Annotated in this window: 14 protein-coding genes and 5 pseudogenes; 12 read left to right on the top strand and 7 right to left on the bottom strand. The window is 58.7% G+C overall.

Features of this window, described 5'->3' with window-relative positions:
- Positions 1-5: 5 nt before the first annotated feature.
- From AC1DE4_RS21240 to AC1DE4_RS21230, 3 genes and pseudogenes are all read left to right on the top strand, one after another.
- Positions 6-1121, top strand: a complete 1116-nt coding sequence (locus tag AC1DE4_RS21240) for a branched-chain amino acid ABC transporter permease (RefSeq protein ID WP_477882816.1) — start codon at positions 6-8, stop codon at positions 1119-1121.
- The gene (locus AC1DE4_RS21235) at positions 1114-2868 is read left to right on the top strand and encodes an FAD-dependent oxidoreductase (RefSeq protein ID WP_477882814.1); all 1755 of its coding nucleotides are present in this window, start codon (positions 1114-1116) and stop codon (positions 2866-2868) included. Before AC1DE4_RS21240 ends, AC1DE4_RS21235 begins: the two co-directional genes overlap by 8 nt.
- 7 nt (positions 2869-2875) lie before the next feature.
- Positions 2876-3764 (top strand): annotated as a pseudogene (locus tag AC1DE4_RS21230) (intradiol ring-cleavage dioxygenase).
- Positions 3765-3863: 99 nt separating this feature from the next.
- Here the strand turns inward: AC1DE4_RS21230 and AC1DE4_RS21225 are convergent.
- Positions 3864-4247 (bottom strand): winged helix-turn-helix transcriptional regulator, encoded by a 384-nt coding sequence (locus AC1DE4_RS21225; RefSeq protein WP_025659541.1) that lies wholly within the window; start codon positions 4245-4247, stop codon positions 3864-3866.
- 107 nt (positions 4248-4354) lie between these two features.
- Between AC1DE4_RS21225 and AC1DE4_RS21220 the strand changes: the two genes are divergently transcribed.
- Together AC1DE4_RS21220 and AC1DE4_RS21215 are read left to right on the top strand one after the other, a co-directional pair.
- The gene (locus tag AC1DE4_RS21220) at positions 4355-5368 is read left to right on the top strand and encodes a zinc-binding alcohol dehydrogenase family protein (RefSeq protein WP_477882811.1); all 1014 of its coding nucleotides are present in this window, start codon (positions 4355-4357) and stop codon (positions 5366-5368) included.
- 348 nt (positions 5369-5716) lie between these two features.
- A pseudogene (locus AC1DE4_RS21215) lies at positions 5717-5911 on the top strand (transcriptional regulator NanR); the annotation flags it as partial.
- Here AC1DE4_RS21215 and AC1DE4_RS21210 read toward each other — a convergent pair.
- Positions 5900-6080: pseudogene (locus AC1DE4_RS21210) on the bottom strand (IS30 family transposase); the annotation flags it as partial. The pseudogenes AC1DE4_RS21215 and AC1DE4_RS21210 overlap by 12 nt on opposite strands.
- A gap of 832 nt (positions 6081-6912) precedes the next feature.
- Here AC1DE4_RS21210 and AC1DE4_RS21205 point away from each other — a divergent pair.
- Together AC1DE4_RS21205 and AC1DE4_RS21200 are read left to right on the top strand one after the other, a co-directional pair.
- Entirely contained in the window at positions 6913-8139 is a 1227-nt protein-coding gene (locus tag AC1DE4_RS21205) for a metallophosphoesterase family protein (RefSeq protein WP_477882809.1), read from the top strand.
- Positions 8140-8142: 3 nt separating this feature from the next.
- Positions 8143-11619: an ATP-binding protein gene (locus tag AC1DE4_RS21200; protein WP_477882807.1), complete on the top strand. Its 3477-nt coding sequence runs from the start codon at positions 8143-8145 to the stop codon at positions 11617-11619.
- 233 nt (positions 11620-11852) lie between these two features.
- Here AC1DE4_RS21200 and AC1DE4_RS21195 read toward each other — a convergent pair whose 3' ends face one another.
- The 4 genes and pseudogenes from AC1DE4_RS21195 to AC1DE4_RS21180 form a co-directional block, all read right to left on the bottom strand.
- On the bottom strand, positions 11853-12110 hold the full coding sequence (locus tag AC1DE4_RS21195; RefSeq protein WP_025659533.1) for a type II toxin-antitoxin system Phd/YefM family antitoxin: 258 nt from the start codon (positions 12108-12110) through the stop codon (positions 11853-11855).
- A 559-nt stretch (positions 12111-12669) separates the two neighbouring features.
- A complete protein-coding gene (locus AC1DE4_RS21190; RefSeq protein ID WP_477882804.1) occupies positions 12670-13683 on the bottom strand; it encodes a nucleotidyl transferase AbiEii/AbiGii toxin family protein in 1014 nt (337 codons plus the stop codon).
- Positions 13676-14269, bottom strand: a complete 594-nt coding sequence (locus tag AC1DE4_RS21185; RefSeq protein WP_025659531.1) for a DUF6088 family protein — start codon at positions 14267-14269, stop codon at positions 13676-13678. Before AC1DE4_RS21185 ends, AC1DE4_RS21190 begins: the two co-directional genes overlap by 8 nt.
- 65 nt (positions 14270-14334) lie before the next feature.
- Positions 14335-14793, bottom strand: a pseudogene (locus AC1DE4_RS21180) (transposase); the annotation flags it as partial.
- Between the two features lie 348 nt (positions 14794-15141).
- Between AC1DE4_RS21180 and AC1DE4_RS21175 the strand changes: the two are divergent.
- Positions 15142-15879 carry a hypothetical protein gene (locus tag AC1DE4_RS21175; protein WP_477882802.1) on the top strand — a complete coding sequence of 246 codons (738 nt, stop codon included), beginning with the start codon at positions 15142-15144 and terminating at the stop codon, positions 15877-15879.
- 6 nt (positions 15880-15885) lie between these two features.
- On the opposite strand, the pseudogene AC1DE4_RS21170 reads toward AC1DE4_RS21175, so the two are convergent.
- A pseudogene (locus AC1DE4_RS21170) lies at positions 15886-16557 on the bottom strand (transposase family protein); the annotation flags it as partial.
- Here AC1DE4_RS21170 and AC1DE4_RS21165 point away from each other — a divergent pair.
- From AC1DE4_RS21165 to AC1DE4_RS21150, 4 genes are all read left to right on the top strand, one after another.
- A complete protein-coding gene (locus tag AC1DE4_RS21165; protein WP_477882800.1) occupies positions 16527-16865 on the top strand; it encodes a DUF5372 family protein in 339 nt (112 codons plus the stop codon). The pseudogene AC1DE4_RS21170 and the gene AC1DE4_RS21165 overlap by 31 nt on opposite strands.
- Before the next feature lie 180 nt (positions 16866-17045).
- Complete coding sequence (locus AC1DE4_RS21160; RefSeq protein ID WP_477882798.1) at positions 17046-17495, top strand: helix-turn-helix domain-containing protein; 450 nt, start codon at positions 17046-17048, stop codon at positions 17493-17495.
- 22 nt (positions 17496-17517) lie between these two features.
- Positions 17518-17787 carry a hypothetical protein gene (locus tag AC1DE4_RS21155; RefSeq protein ID WP_025662880.1) on the top strand — a complete coding sequence of 90 codons (270 nt, stop codon included), beginning with the start codon at positions 17518-17520 and terminating at the stop codon, positions 17785-17787.
- On the top strand, positions 17777-18462 hold a 686-nt coding region (locus AC1DE4_RS21150), incomplete at its 3' end, for a recombinase family protein (protein WP_477882795.1). The genes AC1DE4_RS21155 and AC1DE4_RS21150, both read left to right, overlap by 11 nt.

Genomic DNA, 18462 nt, shown 5'->3' with positions numbered 1-18462 from the left:
ACGCCATGACCCCAGGTCTTGAAACCATGACGACCGAGATCGAAGCGCCCGCGGGCTGGCGGGTGGAAACGCGCACACGGCTTTCCACCATATTCGCCGTCATTTCCCTCGTCGCGGTCCTGGCGCTGGCGGCGGCTCCCTTCCTTGTCTCGCGCGGGGTGATTCAGGATCTGTTCTTCATTCTCACCATGCTGGCGCTGGCGCAGAACTGGAACCTGCTTGCCGGCTATGCGGGTCTGATCTCCGTCGGTCAGCAGCTCTTTGTCGGGTGTGGTGCCTACGCTCTGTTCGGCCTGGTGATCCTTGCTGGTCTCGATCCGATCCTCGCCATCCCGCTTGCCGGTCTCTTCGCCATGATCATCGCCGTACCCACGGCCTTCTTCGCCTTCCGGCTTTATGGTCCCTATTTCGCGATAGGCACCTGGGTCATCGCAGAAGTCGGGCGGTTGCTTTTTGCGCAGTGGAAGACGCTCGGTGGCGGCACCGGCACCTCGCTGCCACGCGAAGCGACACGGGAGATGCTCGGCATCTCGCTGCTTCAGGACTGGTTCGGCATGCGCGCTTCCGCGGCTGCCGACGCGCTGGCATACTGGTTGGCGTTGGCGCTCGCGGCGCTGACGATCGCCTTCGTTTACAAGTTGCTGCGCTCCAAGCAGGGCCTCGGGCTCGGGGCCGTGCGCGACAACGAAACGGCGGCCCGAGCGCTCGGCGTCGATGCGCGGAAGCTCAAGACTGCGATCTACCTGCTGACGGCGTTTCTCACCGGCATCGTCGGCGCGCTCATCTACCTGCAGAAGGCGCGGATTTCGCCCGATGCTGCCTTCTCGCTCACCGATTGGACGGCCTATGTCGTCTTTATCGTTGTTATCGGCGGCATCGGCACGATCGAAGGTCCGATCCTCGGCGTCATCATCTTCTTTCTGCTGCAGAATGCCTTTTCGAACTACGGCTCCTGGTATCTGATGGCGCTTGGTGGGCTGGCCATCGTCACCATGCTTTTTGCGCCAAGGGGGCTCTGGGGGCTGATCTGCGACCGCACCGGTTGGGAACTCTTTCCGGTCCGCCGCCTGCTGAAGGGCGGACCACTCAGACAGGATGACAAGGGAGGGCCGAATGGCTGACATCACCACCGACGTTTTGATCATTGGAACGGGACCCGCGGGCTCGGCGACAGCCGCGCTGCTTGCGACCTACGGTCTCGAGCCGCTGGTGATCAACCGCTACCGCTGGCTGGCAAACACGCCGCGTGCGCACATCACCAACCAGCGCACCATGGAGGTTCTCCGTGATCTCGGCCGCGACGTGGAAAACGAGGCCTACATGTTTGCGACCGAGCAGGATCTGATGGGCCAGAACGTGTTCTGCACCGCCGTTGCGGGGGAGGAGATTGGCCGCATGCAGAGCTGGGGCAACCATCCGCTTTCGCGTGCCGAGCATATCCTGTCCTCGCCCGGGCGCATGAACGACCTGCCGCAGACCTATATGGAGCCGCTGCTCTTCAAGACGGCCTGCTCGCGTGGCGCGCAGTCGCGCATGTCAACCCAGTATCTGAGCCATGTGCAGGATGCCGAGGGCGTCACCACCACCTGTCTCGACCGGTTGACCGGCAAGGAAATCACCATCCGCTCAAAATTCCTGATCGGTGCCGATGGCGGCAACTCCAAGGTCGCCGAACATGCGGGTCTTTCCTTCGAAGGAAAGATGGGGGTCGCCGGCTCGATGAACATCCTGTTCGAGGCCGATCTTTCCCGCTATGTCGCCCATCGTCCCTCGGTACTTTACTGGGTGCTGCAGCCGGGCGCGGATGTCGGCGGCATCGGCATGGGGCTCGTGCGCATGGTGCGGCCGTGGAACGAGTGGCTGATCGTCTGGGGTTATGACATCAACCAGCCGGCGCCTGAGGTCGACGAGGCCTTCGCGACCAAGGTTGTGCGCGAGCTGACCGGCGTTGCCGACCTCCAGCCCAAGATCAAGTCGGTCTCCACCTGGACGGTCAACAACATGTATGCGACGACGCTTTCGAATGGCCGCGTCTTCTGCATGGGCGATGCCGCCCATCGCCATCCGCCGTCGAATGGTCTCGGTTCCAACACCTCGATCCAGGATGGTTTCAACCTCGCCTGGAAGCTCGCCATGGTCATCAAGGGGCAGGCCGGAACGGGACTGCTCGACAGCTATCAGGCTGAGCGTGCGCCGGTCGCCAGGCAGATCGTCACCCGCGCCAACAAGTCGATCGAGGAATTCGGTCCAATCTTCAAGGCGCTCGGCCTGCTCGATTCCGTCGATCCGGTGAAGATGCAGCAAAACATGGATGCGCGCTGCGACGATACCGCCGATGCCGAACGCCAGCGCGCCGCAATCCGCGAGGCAATCGCCTACAAGGTCTATGAATTCGATGCCCATGGTGTCGAGATGAACCACCGCTATGACTCGACCGCTGTCGTCAAGGATGGCCAACCGGAACCGGCCTTCGGGAAGGACGCCGAGTTGCATTTCCAGCAGACGACATGGCCCGGCGCCCGGTTGCCACATGCCTGGCTGTTTGGCGCCGATGGTGGCAAGGTGTCGAGCCTTGATCTCACCGGCCACGGCGTCTTCACCATCCTGACCGGCATCGGCGGCGATGGCTGGGTGGCGGCGGCAAAGGCATTGTCGAAGGAATTCGGCCTGCCGATCACCGTTCACAAGATAGGCCCACGGCAGGCATGGCAGGATCTGACTGGTGACTGGGCCCGCATCCGCGAGGTCCGCGATTCCGGTGCTGTGTTGGTGCGGCCGGATCACCATGTTGCCTGGCGCGCAGATGCGGCGGTCGCCGATCCCGAAGGCGTCCTGCGCCGCGTGTTGAAGACCATCCTGGATCGGTGAGGTGATCATGAACGCCAAGGAAAAGGGCTATTTCACCGAGGAAAATTCCGTCGAGGTGGTCACAAGCCGAAACGCCGATGCGAAGAGCGCGCGCTTGAAGGAGGTGATGGAGGTCGTCACCCGCAAGCTGCACGAGGCGGTAAAGGAACTGGAGCCGACGCAGGAGGAGTGGATGGAGGCGATCCTCTTCCTCACCCGCACCGGCCATATGTGCAACGAATGGCGGCAGGAGTTCATCCTCCTGTCAGATGTGCTCGGCGTCTCGATGCTGGTCGATGCGATCAACAACAGAAAGCCCTCGGGCGCCTCCGAGAGTACCGTCCTTGGACCATTCCACGTCGCGGATGCGCCGGAACTCCCGATGGGTGCCAATATCTGCCTCGACGAGAAGGGCGAGGACATGGTGATCAGCGGCCGCATCCTCGATACCGCGGGCCGGCCGATTGAAAATGCGGTCATCGATGTTTGGCAGGCGAATGACGAGGGGTTCTACGACGTGCAGCAGAAGGGAATTCAGCCGGATTTCAACCTGCGCGGCATTTTCCGAACGGGTGCCGATGGACATTACTGGTTTCGCGCGGTGAAGCCGAAATACTATCCGATCCCGGACGACGGCCCGGTCGGCCAGCTGCTTGGCCATCTCGGTCGCCATCCCTATCGGCCGGCGCATCTGCACTATATTGTCAAGGCAGACGGGTTCGATAAACTCACCACCCACATCTTCGATCCGGATGATCCCTATATCCATTCGGATGCGGTCTTCGGCGTCAAGGAAAAGCCTGCTCGCAAAATTCTGCCTGATGAACGATCCTGTTCGGGCACACGAACTCGGGTTCCGGGATAAGTTCTGGCAGGTGGAACACGATTTCGTACTGGCTCCAAATCCGCGTCTATGAGCCGGAAGCGGGTCCCCGCCGCGGCAGTATTCACGACGATCGCGCTCTACCGCGCCTTGAAGAGAAGACACTGATGGAAGTGGCGCGCAACCTTCGTCCTTACGCGGCTTTACTCTCATGAGGGGCAGGAGTGCCTTTAGGCTTGCCATACAAGTCGATATTGGCATCGCCCCAATGCTTCAGGGCGAGGAGGATCGGCTCCATGCTGCGGCCAAGCGGGGAAAGGCTGTATTCCACTTTCGGCGGCACCTGCGCATAGACCTTTCGTTCGATCAACCGATCCTCTTCGAGCTCGCGAAGCTGGTTCGTCAGCATGCGGGGAGTGACGTTCTGCAGCTGCCGCCGGATCTCGTTGAACCGGAGCGTGCCAGAAAGAAGGTGGAAGAGCACCACAGACTTCCATTTACCATCGATGAGGCCGATCGCAGCCTCGACAGAGCAACCCGGCGAGCAGTCGAACCGGGAATGACGAACCTTTCCCATCTACAGTATCCTCTTTGACACTACGTGCATATTTTGTGCGTATTGCGCTTTCGCGAATATACGCCAGCTTATGCCTCATATCAAACAGCAAGAAGCAGGAGCTGAACATGAAGGCTGTGGCGTACAAGTCAGCAGGATCCATCGAGCGCAGAGATGCCCTGGTCGACGTCGAACTTCCTCGTCCGACGGCGTCCGGCCGCGATATTCTGGTCGAAGTGAAGGCCGTGTCGGTGAATCCGGTCGACACCAAGATCCGCAGAAGCGTAAATCCTGCGCGGGATGAATGGAAAATTCTGGGTTGGGATGCCGTCGGCAAGGTCCTCGAGACTGGCCCGGACGCGGGCGACTTCTCAGTCGGTGACGAAGTGTTCTACGCAGGCTCCCTGATCCGACCCGGCGCCAACAGCCAGTTCCACGTGGTCGACGAACGTATCGTGGGACTGAAGCCGAAGACGCTGTCCGATGCCGAGGCTGCAGCCCTACCTCTCACGGCTATCAYTGCCTGGGAAATGCTCTTCGACCGGCTCGACATCCGCAGGCTGGTGCCAGGCGCCGCCAACGCCATCGTCATTATCGGCGGTGCTGGCGGCGTGGGGTCGATCGCAATCCAGCTCGCACGCGCTCTGACTGATGTCACTGTCATCGCAACCGCATCTCGGCCGGAAACGCAGGAATGGGTGAGGTCTTTGGGTGCTCATCACGTGATCGATCATTCAAAACCGATCGCCGAACAGGTGGCTGCCCTCGGCATCGGTGCCCCGGCTTATGTCTTCTCGACGACGGAGACCAACCGTCATCTGAAGGAAATCATCGAGCTGATCGCTCCGCAGGGGCGCTTCGGCTTGATAGACGATCCTGAAACCCTGGACGTGACAGGTTTCAAGCGAAAGGCGGTCTCGACACACTGGGAGCTGATGTTCACGCGTTCGATCTATCAGACGGCAGACATGGCGGAGCAGGGGAAGCTGTTGAACGAGGTCTCTCGTCTCGTCGACGATGGCAAGATTCGCACGACCTTGACGGAGACACTATCGCCGATCAATGCAGCAAACCTGCAAAAGGCGCACGCCTGGATCGAGAGCGGTAAGACCAAGGGCAAGGTCGTTCTTGAGCGCTTCTGAACCACCGTAGGCGGATCTCCATGGTGTGATCCGCCACCTAGCCATGTCGAGCCAGATCTCGCCAGGGACCGGGATGTTAGGTCTTACCAGACCTCATTCCCTACTGCTCTTTGCCACCTGTTAGACCCAGGCATGTTGCGACCAGCGACCGGCACAGTCAGGTCTAACGAGCCGCGAACCTTCTTGAGCTTAGAGGTTGTCGAAAAGTCTTTCCTCGCCGATTGACCTCTCGTTGTCGCCATTGGCTTCGCCTCATCAATGTAGAACATTTATACAACATTGGAATGAGTAGGTCGCAGGATGCGCACGTCGGGCGCCAACGCCCCCCGAGGTGGCGATGGCCCGAACAATTCGATCTATGTCGCTTTCAGCGAAGCGATGCTTGCTTGGCTGAAGGAATACCACATGAAAATGCTGATCTGGACGGGCAAGGAGAAGTTCACCTTGGCTGAACACGAGGAAATCGTGAAACGCCTGGAGGCCAATGATATGGACGGTTCGAAAACCACTATCCTCAAGCACCTCGAACGCCCTGGCGCGATGCTTCGGCAGGTGTTGCCACAGCTTGATCGCATGGCCGTCGGCCGGGTATGCGAACTTGTAGATCGTTTTGGCTGACCGAAATCTGATGGCGCTCCAGACACATCCGACCGGCGATTTGCTGTGGCGACCAACCATGCACGATCCGCTCGATCACGGACTGCCGGACATGTTTGTCGAAGCGAGAGCTCGGCCCGCGACGTCCGTCGGACTGATGCCGGCCATCTCTGCAAGCACATTGAGGGCGCACCGTCGCCGCGACCGGGAGCGAAAAGCCCGGCATCGACCTCCAGCTTCGCAGCGTTCCGCGCTCCACATGTAATCCTCAAGCTCTCGGCTGACACCGAACTTGACCGTAAATCAAAACTGTCATTTGCGTTTTGTGGCCATGTTGATACCTCGAGCACGAGGCGCGATGGACGGTCACTCGCTTAGCCCTGCGCGTTTCCGGCCGTAAACCTATTGACAAAACAGAACATACCGTGAACACATGCCTTCATGTCCAGGCGCAAAGGCGAGCTCACTCCGGCAGAAATCGACCGGACGTATCCACCCCAGATAGCGCTGTTTGCCGAGCTGTTCCTCGGCTGACTCGAGCAGGCGGCGTTCTGCCAGGGAAACCACCTTCTCATCTGCCCGCGCGGACATCAGGTCGAATGCGAGGATTGGAATTGCAATGTTTTTTGCTTCGCTGCAAAGCCGCACGCGGAGCGTTTCATGCAGGAATTTGGCGGCGAGGCGTCCGATCGGCGCGACAGGGGAGGGCGCAAACTGGATGAGTGGTTTAACGCCAAGCTACGCTATGGAAGTGATCTACTACGCGACGAGCACACGTTGCTCCGTTTCTTATTTTGGCGCAGGCATTCTCTACGAGTCTTCTGAGTTCAGAGCCATCTGCATCGCAACACGGTTAATCGAAACCGGTGGACAAAGACCGCAGCTGGCTACCCGCTGAAAGTGGTGGCGTTAAAGTGAACCTTTAAGCAACAGACCGGAGACGTGCCATGACATCGTTCAGATTCATTCATGCCGCCGACCTGCATTTGGGCAGTCCCTTCAAGGGGCTGTCGGTAAAGGATGAGCAGCTCGCGGCGCTCTTTTCGAGGGCGACCAGACAGGCGGTAACGCTGCTCGTCAGCCGTGCGGTCGAACTCGCCGTCGACTTCGTCGTCATTGCTGGAGACATCTATGACGGGGACTGGAAGGACAACAAGGTCGGTCTGTTCTTCAATCGTGAAATGGGTCGGCTGCAGCGGGCGGGCATTCCAGTCTACCTGATACGTGGAAACCACGATGCTGCGAGCGTGATCACCAAGACGATCACACTACCCGACAACGTGCACGAATTTGCAACGAGCAAGCCTTCCACCTTCCTCATCGACGAGAAGAAGGTCGCCCTCCATGGACAGGGTTTTACGGACCGGGCGGCATACGAAAATCTAGCAATCGGGTATCCTTCGGCAATTGCGGGCTGGTACAACATAGGAGTTCTGCACACCTCAATGACTGGACGTGAGGGGCATGAGGCCTATGCGCCGTGCTCGGTCGACGATCTGCGATCGCGTGCTTACGATTATTGGGCGCTTGGCCATGTTCATGAATTTGAAATAGTCGCATCCGATCCTCTGGTTGTCTTCCCAGGCAATCTCCAGGGTCGAAGCATCCGTGAGCAAGGCGCAAAGGGTGCAGTACTTGTTACTGTCGATGATGGCATCGCGACCGTTGATCGCCTTATCGTTGACAGCGCCCGATTCATCTCAATCGGTATCGACGTTAGCGAAGGCGATCTCGATGCCGACGTATTGAAGCGGATCGAGGAAGAAGCGATTCGGTTGTCGGCGGAATTCGACGGCAAGCCAGTCGCGGCACGCATCCGGATTTCTGGGGCCTGTGCCTTCTACGACGACCTGGCGCGTGATCGAGCGCAGTGGCAGGATGAGGTGCTCGCGGCCTGCCAGCGGGCGTACAGTGACATCTGGATCGAGAAACTTGAGCTGCGGCTCTCCTCCTCGGTGCCCGTCGCGGCGACCTCCTTTGCAGGAATTGAGCTTTTCAGGGCGTTAGAGGATCATGGGGACGATGCTATCCATGTCGATGAGATCCTGATGGAGATCTTGCCGAAGATGCCCGGAGGTCTTGCTACCAACGACAGCCCGCTTGGCCTGACAAATGTCGAACTGGTGAAAGAGGCACGTGAGCTGCTTCTGGCACGAATGGCGACGGCAGGCTGAATCATGCGCTTCGATCGGCTTGATCTTCTCCGATACGGCTCACTTTCGGACCGATCCATCCCATTTCGGCCGGATGCAAAGTTGCACATCGTTTATGGACCGAATGAGGCGGGCAAGTCCACCTTGCTCCGTGCCCTGTCTGATCTCCTGTTCGGCTTTCAGAACGAAGTTGCCGGATTGCACAAGTTCGAGCCATCCATCCTCAGGGTCGGCGCGAGCCTAACGCGACGTGACGGTGCATCGATCGATTTCCGGCGCCGTAAAGGTCGCAAGGCAACATTGGTCTCCAATTCGGAACAAGAGCTGCCTCTCGCGGACGATATCCTTTCTCCCTTTATTGGCGGGGTGAACCGATCAGTCTTTGAAAAGGCTTTCGGAATGGATTCTGCCAGGCTCCGCCACGGGGGAGAGGAGATGGCGACGGGCGATGGCGAGATCGGCCGCCTCCTGTTCTCGGCCGCCTCCGGACTGACGGGGCTCACCCAGCTGCGCAAGAGCTTGGACGGTGAGGCTGACGCGATCTTCTCTCAGCGAAAGTCGAAGGACCGGGCCTTCTATCAGGCGCTCGATCGTCACGAGGCTGCGCGGCAGTCCGAGAAAGTTCATGAGCTCCGTTCGCCCGACTGGAAGCGCCTCTCTGATGAAATCCGTGAGGTCGAGCGCCAGTTGGAAGAGCTAGGGCACGCGCGCCTGCGAACGAAAACGCGTCTTGATCTTCTACAGAACCTACGCACGCTCGAACCGCTTCTGACCGATGTCGATGTAGAGTTGGCCGGACTGGCGGAATTTGACGAGATCGCCGCAGTGCCGAATGAGATCGAGCAGCAGCTCGAAAACCAGCTGGCGCGTCTCCATGAACTCGCCGCGCGAGAAGCTGCTTCCCTTGCGACGAGCGAGCGCATTCGGGACGAGTTTGAGGCACTGCAGCTCGACCCTGCTGTTTTAAACCAGCGAGACCTGATCCACGAGCTTCTCACGGAGAAGGTGGCGTACTCTCAAGCGAAGGCCGATTTCTCGAGAGTCCGGGCAGAGGTAGCGGATTTCGATCTTGAGCTTGCTGGCCTTGGTCGAAGGGCAGGGCACCGGGGTTCGGTGGAGACGCTCATCCAGACACAGCCGGCTGATGCTCAAATCAATCGTCTCAATAGTCTTATCCGCGATGGAAACGAGCTGAAACGCGCCGAGACGAGCCTACGGCAGCGCCTGGAAGACCAGACCTCGGAATTCAGCCGTATGCAACGAACCGAAAGCGGTGGCACGCTTCAAGATGTCGGGCCTCTACAGGAACGTCTTGGTGCCCTCCAGCCAGATATCCGATCGCTCGAACGGATTGACGAAATTGATACCGCGCTGGCAAGGGCACGCCAGGATATCGGCGAAGCGAAGGCTCGCCTGGCTCCTCCAGTCCAGGACCTCGAAGCGCTTCTGAAGCTCCCGCTTCCGGACGAAGTTGAATTGGAGAAACACCGCCCGAATCTTGTAGCAGCTTCCGACCGTGTGAAACGTGCCCAGGAAAAGCGGACAGAGCGCCGCTTGGAGCGCGAGGACGTAGTACAGCTCATCTCGGACCTCGAAGATGATCGGCAACTCATTACCCGTTCGATGATCGAAGAAGCGAGGGCTGTCCGCGATGCGGCCATTCAAGGACTTCAGTCCGGTAATCTCTGGGACGGCGCGTTGCCAGTACTCGTTCGCGAGGCGGACAAACTGTCGGACGGTGCACTTTCGCAAGCTGAAAGAACCGCGCGCCACTCGGCGCTGACGCTGAGATTGGCTCGACTTGATGGTGACATTGGTACCTGTGATATCGAACTCGAGGCCGCACGGGATCACCAGGAAGGTGTATTGGCCGCATTCTCGGGACTTTTCGATCATGCAGGAATTCCGGTTCTCGATATAGACCAAATGGGCAAATGGCTCCGCGGCATAAATGCCATCGCCAAGAGGCGCGAGAACGTCCGGGACCTGGAAGATCAGCTTCGCATTGTTCAAAGCCGGAATGTCCAAGTTACATCTGAACTTGCGAGCATCGCAGCAGCCATCGGGCTCGAAGCAAAGCTTGCCGGTCCGCTTTCCTCGAATGTCAGGCTCGTGGAGACAAAGCTGGCCGAACTGGCAAAGGCCTGGGATGAGCGGCGTATCGTCCGCGCCCGGCAGGAAACGCTGGAGAACGACATTGCTGATGGAGAGCGCAAGATCGCTGCCTTGGCCACAGAAGTTGATGAGTGGCAGTCGCAATTCGCTGAGACATGCGTTGCTTTCGGGCTTGATGGTGCTCCAACCTTGGAGATGGCTGAAGCTGCAATCCAGGTCTGGAAAGAAATCCCGCGCTGTTACGCTGAAAGACAGAACAGACAGCGCCGTGTCGACGGCATGGCACGTAACATAGATCAATTCGAGGAGAAGCTGTCGGGCGTCTGCAAATCGATCGGTGATGATCTTTCCAAACTCGCTCCGTTACTCGCTGTCGATACCTTGCACAAACGAATGACCGACGCACAATCCGCCGAGGATCGTAATCGACATCTCGCTACAAGCCGAGAACGAGTGTCCGCTGATCTTAAGCAGATAGCCGAAGAAAGCCAGTCGATCAGCCAGGATGTGGCTGCTCAGTTGGCTCGTCTGAATGTCCGGATAGACGGCAGGACACTTCTCGAGCGTCTCGGAAGGCGTCGTGCCGTGGTCGAGAAGCTTGACGACAGTCGGCGGAGGCTGTCGCTGCATTCCAGAGGCATCAGCGAAGACGACATCCGGATAAAACTTTACGATTTCGATCGAGTCGCCGCCGATTTGGAGATCGAGACGCTTGCGGCCGAGGATACCCAACAGTTCGACATGTTCGGCAAGCTCAAGGGAAGACTCGCTGAGCTGGCATCGACAAAAGAGGCGCTCGAGACCGGACTGAGCGCGGAGGAGGCTGCTTTCGATAAAGCATCTGCGGAACAAGAGACACAGGATCTGGCACGGCAGTGGGCAGTTCTGAGGCTCGCCTCAAAACTGCTATCAACCTCTTTGGAACGCTACAGGGAGTCACAGGCAGATCCGCTGCTCGCACGGGCAAGCGAGTACTTCTCCACATTGACGAATGGATCTTTCGTTCGCTTGGTGCAGGAATTCGACGATCAGGATGCGGTAAGGCTAAAAGCAGAACGATCCGACGGCGAGCGGCTTCCGACGAAAGCCCTCAGCGAAGGATCCGCAGATCAGCTTTACCTAGCCTTCCGCCTGGCGTTCATTGAGGACTTCTGCAGTCGCAACGAGCCACTTCCTTTCATAACAGACGATGTATTTCAGTCGTTCGATGACGAGCGCAAGGCTTCCGGGTTGAGAACTCTGGCGTCCGGAGGACGGGCGTTCCAGCCGATCTTGTTCACGCACGAGGGCAAGATTGTCGAAATTGCGAATGACTTGCTGCGGGGTGATGTCGATGTCATCAGCTTCGAACGCGTCGCATCGAGCCTGACAGACGCGTCGAGATGAACCCGCGCATCTTTCCACTCACGGATTTCAAGCGTGGCGACATTCGAGCTGGGAATCTCCAAGGCGGTTTGATCGGAACGGGAGGCGGTGCCTGAGATAGCCAATAAGATCAGGCTAGTCTGATTGCCTTTTGGGATTACCAGAACCATGCAAACCGGGCGTGACTTTCTGCCTTCAGTTTCTCTCTTGTCGCTCTGCCATGTCCAGAGATGATCGAACCATTGGCCGGAGCATCAGCCCTTGATCTCGCTTCCTTCCGCTATTAGCCGGTCCAGTTCGGGACCGATCAACTTAGCCAATTCGGGGGGGACTTCATGGGGGCCATAGACCCTGCGTGGACCACCTTTTTGTTTCATGGACTCGAAATCGTCGTAGGTCATGAGGACGTAGCGGGCCTTGCGATGTTGAGTAATAGCGACTGGCTGGCGATCTGCCGCCATGGTCACGGTCTTAAAATCCCGCAGCAATTCTTCCGTTGAGAATTTTTCCATCGTGGGCCGCTCCTTCGAATTGTGCGAATATGCGATTTATCCGACTATTTGGTAAGAGTAATGTCCGCTGCGCTACGGGTGCCGATGCTCGCTTGGAGATATGGCCAATCCGTGAACTCCGTGCCACGCTCGAAAGTGATGGGAGCGCGAGCGAGGTGGGGTAGGGCTTGGGTTCGAGGCTCGTATGCTTCGGGCCCGAGGTATCGATCTGGTGCTCGATGAGACGTTTGCGAAGTTCGTCGAGTGCCACATTCAAAAATTTCGATTGAAGTTCAGTGAAATGTCCGGCGGTGGGCTTGTAGCGCGCTTTTCCGCTTCGCTTCCAGTTCCTCTCGAAATGCTTTCAAAGCGCGGCGTCGCGGTGTCTGGCCCGCTACCACGCGCGCCCATTAGCCCCGGGGAGGCTTGGGAACCTGCATTTTCTCGCAAAGCTTCCGACTGCGACGTCGGAGATGCCTTGCTTATTAGCGATCTCGCTGGTCGGGCGTTCCCATACCAATGCGAAGAGTTCCTCTCTCGACAGGTCGCGTCTTGCCATCGGAGGACCTCCAAGCAGCTGTCAGCTTGCGACGTTTGCCTTGCCACAGATGGCAGCACACCGCTCGAGCAAATCGTGGAACGTCTCGGCGTCATCGAGAAGGAGACCGTCCTCCACCATCCTGGAGTAGTCTTCTTCGAGGGCTTTCCGTCCCTCGCCGACCGGCGTCAGCACCAGGTTGCCGTTTACCGCCGCCTCGTAGTCAATTGGCGATCGATCGGCGGCTTTCTCCGCGAAGAACGTCGACTTATGCGTGGCGACGGCGGTTGCTAGCCCGCGGTCGGAAATTGCTCTGTCGGCCAGACCAATGTCGTCAAGGCGCACGATGTCGTGCCAATGGCGCGAAAAGCGCTCGCCTCGGAGTCGCTGCTGTAGGCAAAAGACATGGATCGCGGTGGCCTTTTCCCAGAACGTCCGTTCCGCGTGCATTACCCTCGGGTTGGCCGTCGGAAAGTCGACTCCCTCAACGAGGCCGACCGCATCGCAAGTGACCTCTCGCAGGCTGGCCGGCTCGCCCGTCGACCGAGCTCCAAACTCCAGCATCACACTGGGTGCGACATAACCAGATTCCAAGCCGATGGCCTGGTAGTCGATATAGAGCCTGTCGGCCTCGACACGGACCTCCGCTGGAAGCGATTGGCTCTCTAGCTCAGCGGCGATGATTGGTGCAACCGTGTCGCTCACCCACATCGGTAGTCGCCGTCGCACCTCGCTCGACCATCGCTTCTCCTCGCTCCGGGTTTTCGGGAGCGCTTCTTCGCTGTCCCCGACAAGATCAGGGGCAAGCGCGCGGATGTCGTATGTGAGGTCGACGTCTTCCGAGAATCGTCGAATGGCGCCGTAGGCCTTCGAGAGCGAAGTCCCGCCTTTGAAGACAAGGCTCTTTCCGAGCGCCGTGGCGTAGAGTGTTCGAAGCGCCCAGACAACCCAGACGTCCTTTTCGAGCAAGTGGACTGGACGCTTCGATCGATCTGACGCAATTGCGAGAACCTCTCGCTTTTCCTCGGATGAGAGCTCGAGGAAGTGATCAGCCATGCGCTGCCTTTCCGACGCTTCGCGCGAGCCAGGTCGGAAACTGGGGTGCTGCAGCAACAAGCTCGTTGAACGCCTCGGGGGGCAGTTTCCGCTTGATGCTTGAAAGAGCATCATCCGCTCGCTCCGGCCCCAGCCAGGCGAGCGCGCGTACAGCGACGCCGGCCGGCCGGCTAGCGAGCGACAACTGCCAGCGAGGGACGTGCTTGAGCTCGACCTTTTGGCTTCCGACATTCATCGTCCGGCTGCGGCCAGACGTCAGGTAGATGGAGCGAACCGGAACCTGCGTCGTGAGCCCAAGGGCATTGGCCGCCGCCGCTCCATTCGAAACGATGACCTCGCCACGTTGATGTGCGATTGCCTCGACCGCTTGCTCGACGGTCGGCGGCCTGCTTCCGAACCGGCTTCTGATAGCCTTCATATAAATACCACGCCCAGCCCTGATCAGTTGGCCACGCTCATGCAGCCGCGACAAAGCCTGGTCCACTGCGGCCCGGTTTCCGAGATGCAGGAGGCCTTTTGCGGACAGGGCCGTACCCTGCGGCAACTGCTCGGCATAAGCAAGAATTTGAGATGGCAGTCGTTGCATGGTAATTCTCCTGTCAGAAATATATTCAATTTTCTGACATTCTGCAAGTGAGCCCATCAATGCATTTTACGCCTCACGTGTCGCGGCCTGCGCCTGGGGCGATACACCGGCAGGTGTTGCCACAGCTTGATCGCCTGGCCGTCGGCCGAGTATGCGAATTTGTAGATTGTCTCGTGGCTCACCGAGATCGGATGGTGCTCCAGGCGCGTCCGACCGGCAATCTGCTGCGGTGACCAGCCGTGTACGATCCGCTCGATCACCGACTGCCGGACATGCGAGAAGCGCGCGAGCTTGCGCAGCTTTAACCGGCGATCACAGGCCATCTGATGCGCGGTCACGCAGTAGTAGCCGCTGAGATCAGGAACTTCCTTGTCGACGAATATGTTGCGTCGGACTTCGCGAAAGATCGTCGAACGATGCCTTCCGAGCTTCTCTGCAATGGCGTCRATACTGAGCCCAGCCAACCTCYAACGGGCRATCTTACGGCGTTCGTCCAATCCRATCTGAGAGTAGGTGCGCTTCATTGCATCGTCCTTGCAATTGATAACCCATTGGGATCATTAGCAAGTCGCACTTCATTCTAGAACCCACCCGGCTACACCMYWTGTGGCGGCAAGGTTGAAATGTCCGCCGGTTTGCAAAGTAGAAATGTCACCTTGGGCGGGTCTTCAGCCATTTAGAAATGCGACACTCACCATGTCCACTTGCACTGAGGCAAGCCCCCGACCGGACCGGCTGGGCCRGGTTGCAAGGGAAGGGAGGGGCGGGTGGGACACACCCCTTCGGCTTTAGCTTTGTCACTGGCAATTGTTCTTTTACCGCTCGATACTCGCTAGCACTTGCAAGGCCCAGTTGGGGATCAAAACCGCACGATGCTTCCGGAAATCAACCTGCAAGGTGACATCGACATCGCCGCGTTGTCACCACTTCTTCGCGGCATGCTTCTTTCGGTTGCCTATGCTGACGGCGAGGGGGGCATAGGATTGACGGCAACCGGCGCCATGAACCGCAAGTTCGTGGATTGGGCCGCTGTTAACTTCCTCTGGCCCGACTTTACAGCCGAAGATCTCTACAGCATGCACAAGGTGCTCAATGAACGCGACATGCCGCCGCTCTGGGTCGTGCGCGACATGACCCATCATCTGAAGCTGCTTCGTCGGAAAAAGGATGTGCTGCTGCCAACCAGACGCGGCCGCGAGTTTCTGGTGAACCCTAACGCCTTCTTCGATCTGGTCGCCACGGATTATCTCTATTCCTACATCCACGCCACCGAACGGGAAGAGGAGGTGCAAGCGCGGTTGCGCTGGTGGCGCATGTTCCTCAATCTTCTCAATATCAAGGCCAGAGAAGGTTGCACGCCAATGGAGGTTGTGAAAATCCTCTATCCAGATCTGGCGCCTCTTTCGGAAACCGAAATGACCCTGGAGGCCTGGAAGCTGAAATCCGATCTAAAATACGGCGTCTTACGGCGCTTGTGCTGGCTCGGCTTGCTCTATGAAGCAAGAGAGGGCCTCACACTCTTCCAGGACGGATCCTTCCACAAGACACCGCTTTGGTCCGCATGCCTGCAGCTGGAATCGGATACGCAAAGCGACATCGGCGTGCACTGACGATCTTTATTCCGCCGCTGGCTGCCTCAATAACGCTTTCTCTCGCCGTGCAATCACCGCCGGATCGTTCATGTAATCTGTCCTCGGCTTGCGTCCCCGCTTCTGATAGCCGTTGGCGGTGCTACCGTCCCGAATGCCAAACATATGATCCTTCTGCCCGGTGCGTCGGGGACCGCTCTTGCTGCGTTGCTGTTCTCGGCCGGCTTGCAACTCGGCGACGATCGACAGCATGTCGTCCAGCCGCTTGTTGTCGACGACCTCGGCACGATGCACCGAGCGCAACGTATCGAAGGTCCTGTAGGGCAGGGAAAAGCTCTCGTGCATGATCTCGAGCCGTCCGTCCGGGTAGTCGCAGACGATCACTTTCTGGCCAGCCAGTGGCCTGGAAATCTCGGTCGGATCGAGAATGAACAGCACCTTGTCGTAGCGTAGCGTCAGAGATTGCGACAGCGTGCGGACTTCCTTCCGGCACATGGCACCATCGAGGTTCTCGTGGTTGGCCAGCGGTCGGTGCATGTCCTTTGGATTGCGTGGTTGCTTGCCAAAGCGAGTGTTGAAATCCGCAATGAACTCAGGCGCATAGGAATTGGCAGCTTCGATCGTATCAATGCCGCGAAGCCGTAATTCCTTCACAAGCCGATCCTGCAATGTCTGGTTGGCACGTTCCACCCGACCCTTCTTTCAAGTCCAGGACTGCAGTTCGTACTGACACTCAAGCCCGCATAGAGTTCGAGGTTACGCACCCGTTCCATCCGTGGCGCCGACAGCGCTTCGTGCTGTCGACACGCAAACAGAACTGGGGCGAAGACCGCGTCATGTTCTACGACGCCCAAGGACGGTTGCGTTCGCTTCCGGCCTCGTGGACCGATGTCAATGAGGCCGACTTGTTCAGTCAGGTTGCTGCAGGTCGGTCCTTCTCCCGCCCAGACGATCTGTCGGCGCTGGCGTCGTTGATTGATCACATTAAGCGCCGCCAGGAAGAATGACGAAGCGTCAAGTAAATTACGCCGCATATGTAAGGCTAATTATGCCGAGACGCGATATCATTGATCATCAAAGCAAGGGGTAATGCTCGATGTTGCATGGGTTTCGGCGATATTTGAGATATAATTTGATTGACGTGTGAGCAAATTGCGGCATAATTTACATTACACAGGGAGGCTCCCATGACCAAAGAAAGCAAGCCCGATCGCCTGCGCCAGATGGGCGCCTTGAACCCCAAGCCCGAGGGCGTCCGCGCCCCCTGGTTCCGGGAAGCAGGTTTCTTCGATCCGCTCGATCTCGTGCAAGTGAAGTACGAGATGCTTCGTCACGCACGCGAAGACGGTACTAACAAGGCCGATGCGGCCGCGCTTTTTGGGCTGTCTCGGCAGACCTACTATCAAGCGGAGGCCGCGTTCGAGCGCGATGGCATGTCCGGCCTCTTACCGCGCACCCGCGGGCCGAAGTCAGCCCACAAGCTTACCGGCGAGGTCATGCGTCTCGTCGAGGAGCATCTCGATGCGAACGGTGAACTGCAGGCCCGTTCGCTGGCGGAACTGGTGCATTCGAGACTGGGCATCAGCGTCCACCCTCGCAGTATCGAACGCGCAGTGGCGCGTAAAAAAAAACGATGACGGGCCGACGCACGCAATCACCATGCCGGCGAACTGTAAGGAGATTTACGAAGCGCTCCGCGCCGATGTTGTTTGCGGCACGGCCTGCGCGAGGCGGATGGGCGCCATCGTCTTTCACGGCCTGTGGCGCGGCCTGACCGTGCTGATCACGCCAGAGCAGTCCACGATCGCGCGACAGCACTCGGCGCCTCGGCCCAAGACAACGTCAGTGGTCGCGCACGATCGCCAGCTCGTGCACATGCTCGCCAATATGGTGCTGGCAGCAGAGACAGGAGGAAGCCATGTCTACTGATAACGCCATGAAGATTAGTGCCGATCACCTGCGGCGCGATGCATTTCTCTACGTCCGCCAGTCCTCCCTTCGTCAGGTGTTCGAGAACACCGAGAGCACGAAGCGGCAATATGCATTGCGGGACAGGGCGGTGGCGCTGGGTTGGCCGATTGAGCGCGTCCACGTCATCGACAACGACCTCGGCCTTTCCGGTGCACAGTCGCAGGACCGCGACGGCTTCCAGCGCCTGGTGAGCGAGGTCGCAATGGGGCACGCAGGGATCGTGCTGGGGCTGGAAGTATCTCGCCTGGCTCGCAACAATGCTGACTGGCATCGCCTTCTTGAGTTGGCCGCCATGTCGCGCACGCTCATCATGGATGAAGATGGCGTCTACGACGCGGCGTCGTTCAACGATCGTATGCTACTCGGCCTGAAGGGCACGATGAGTGAGGCCGAACTCCACATCCTGAAGTCTCGACTGCAAGGCGGCATTCTTAATAAGGCGCGTCGCGGCGAGCTCGAGTTACCGTTGCCGATCGGATTCGTTTACACGCCTGATACGCGCGTGGTTCTCGATCCGGATCGCCAGATCCAGGACACGGTGCGCATGCTGTTCGATACCTTCCGGGAGGCGGGATCAGCCTGCGCGGTCGTGCGGCGCCTGCGCAGCGAGAAGATCCTGTTTCCTCGGCGCAT

This window comes from Rhizobium sp. 10N414, from assembly GCF_056394785.1.
Note: the sequence above shows the minus strand (reverse complement) of the source record. Positions and strands in the feature narration are given on the sequence as shown.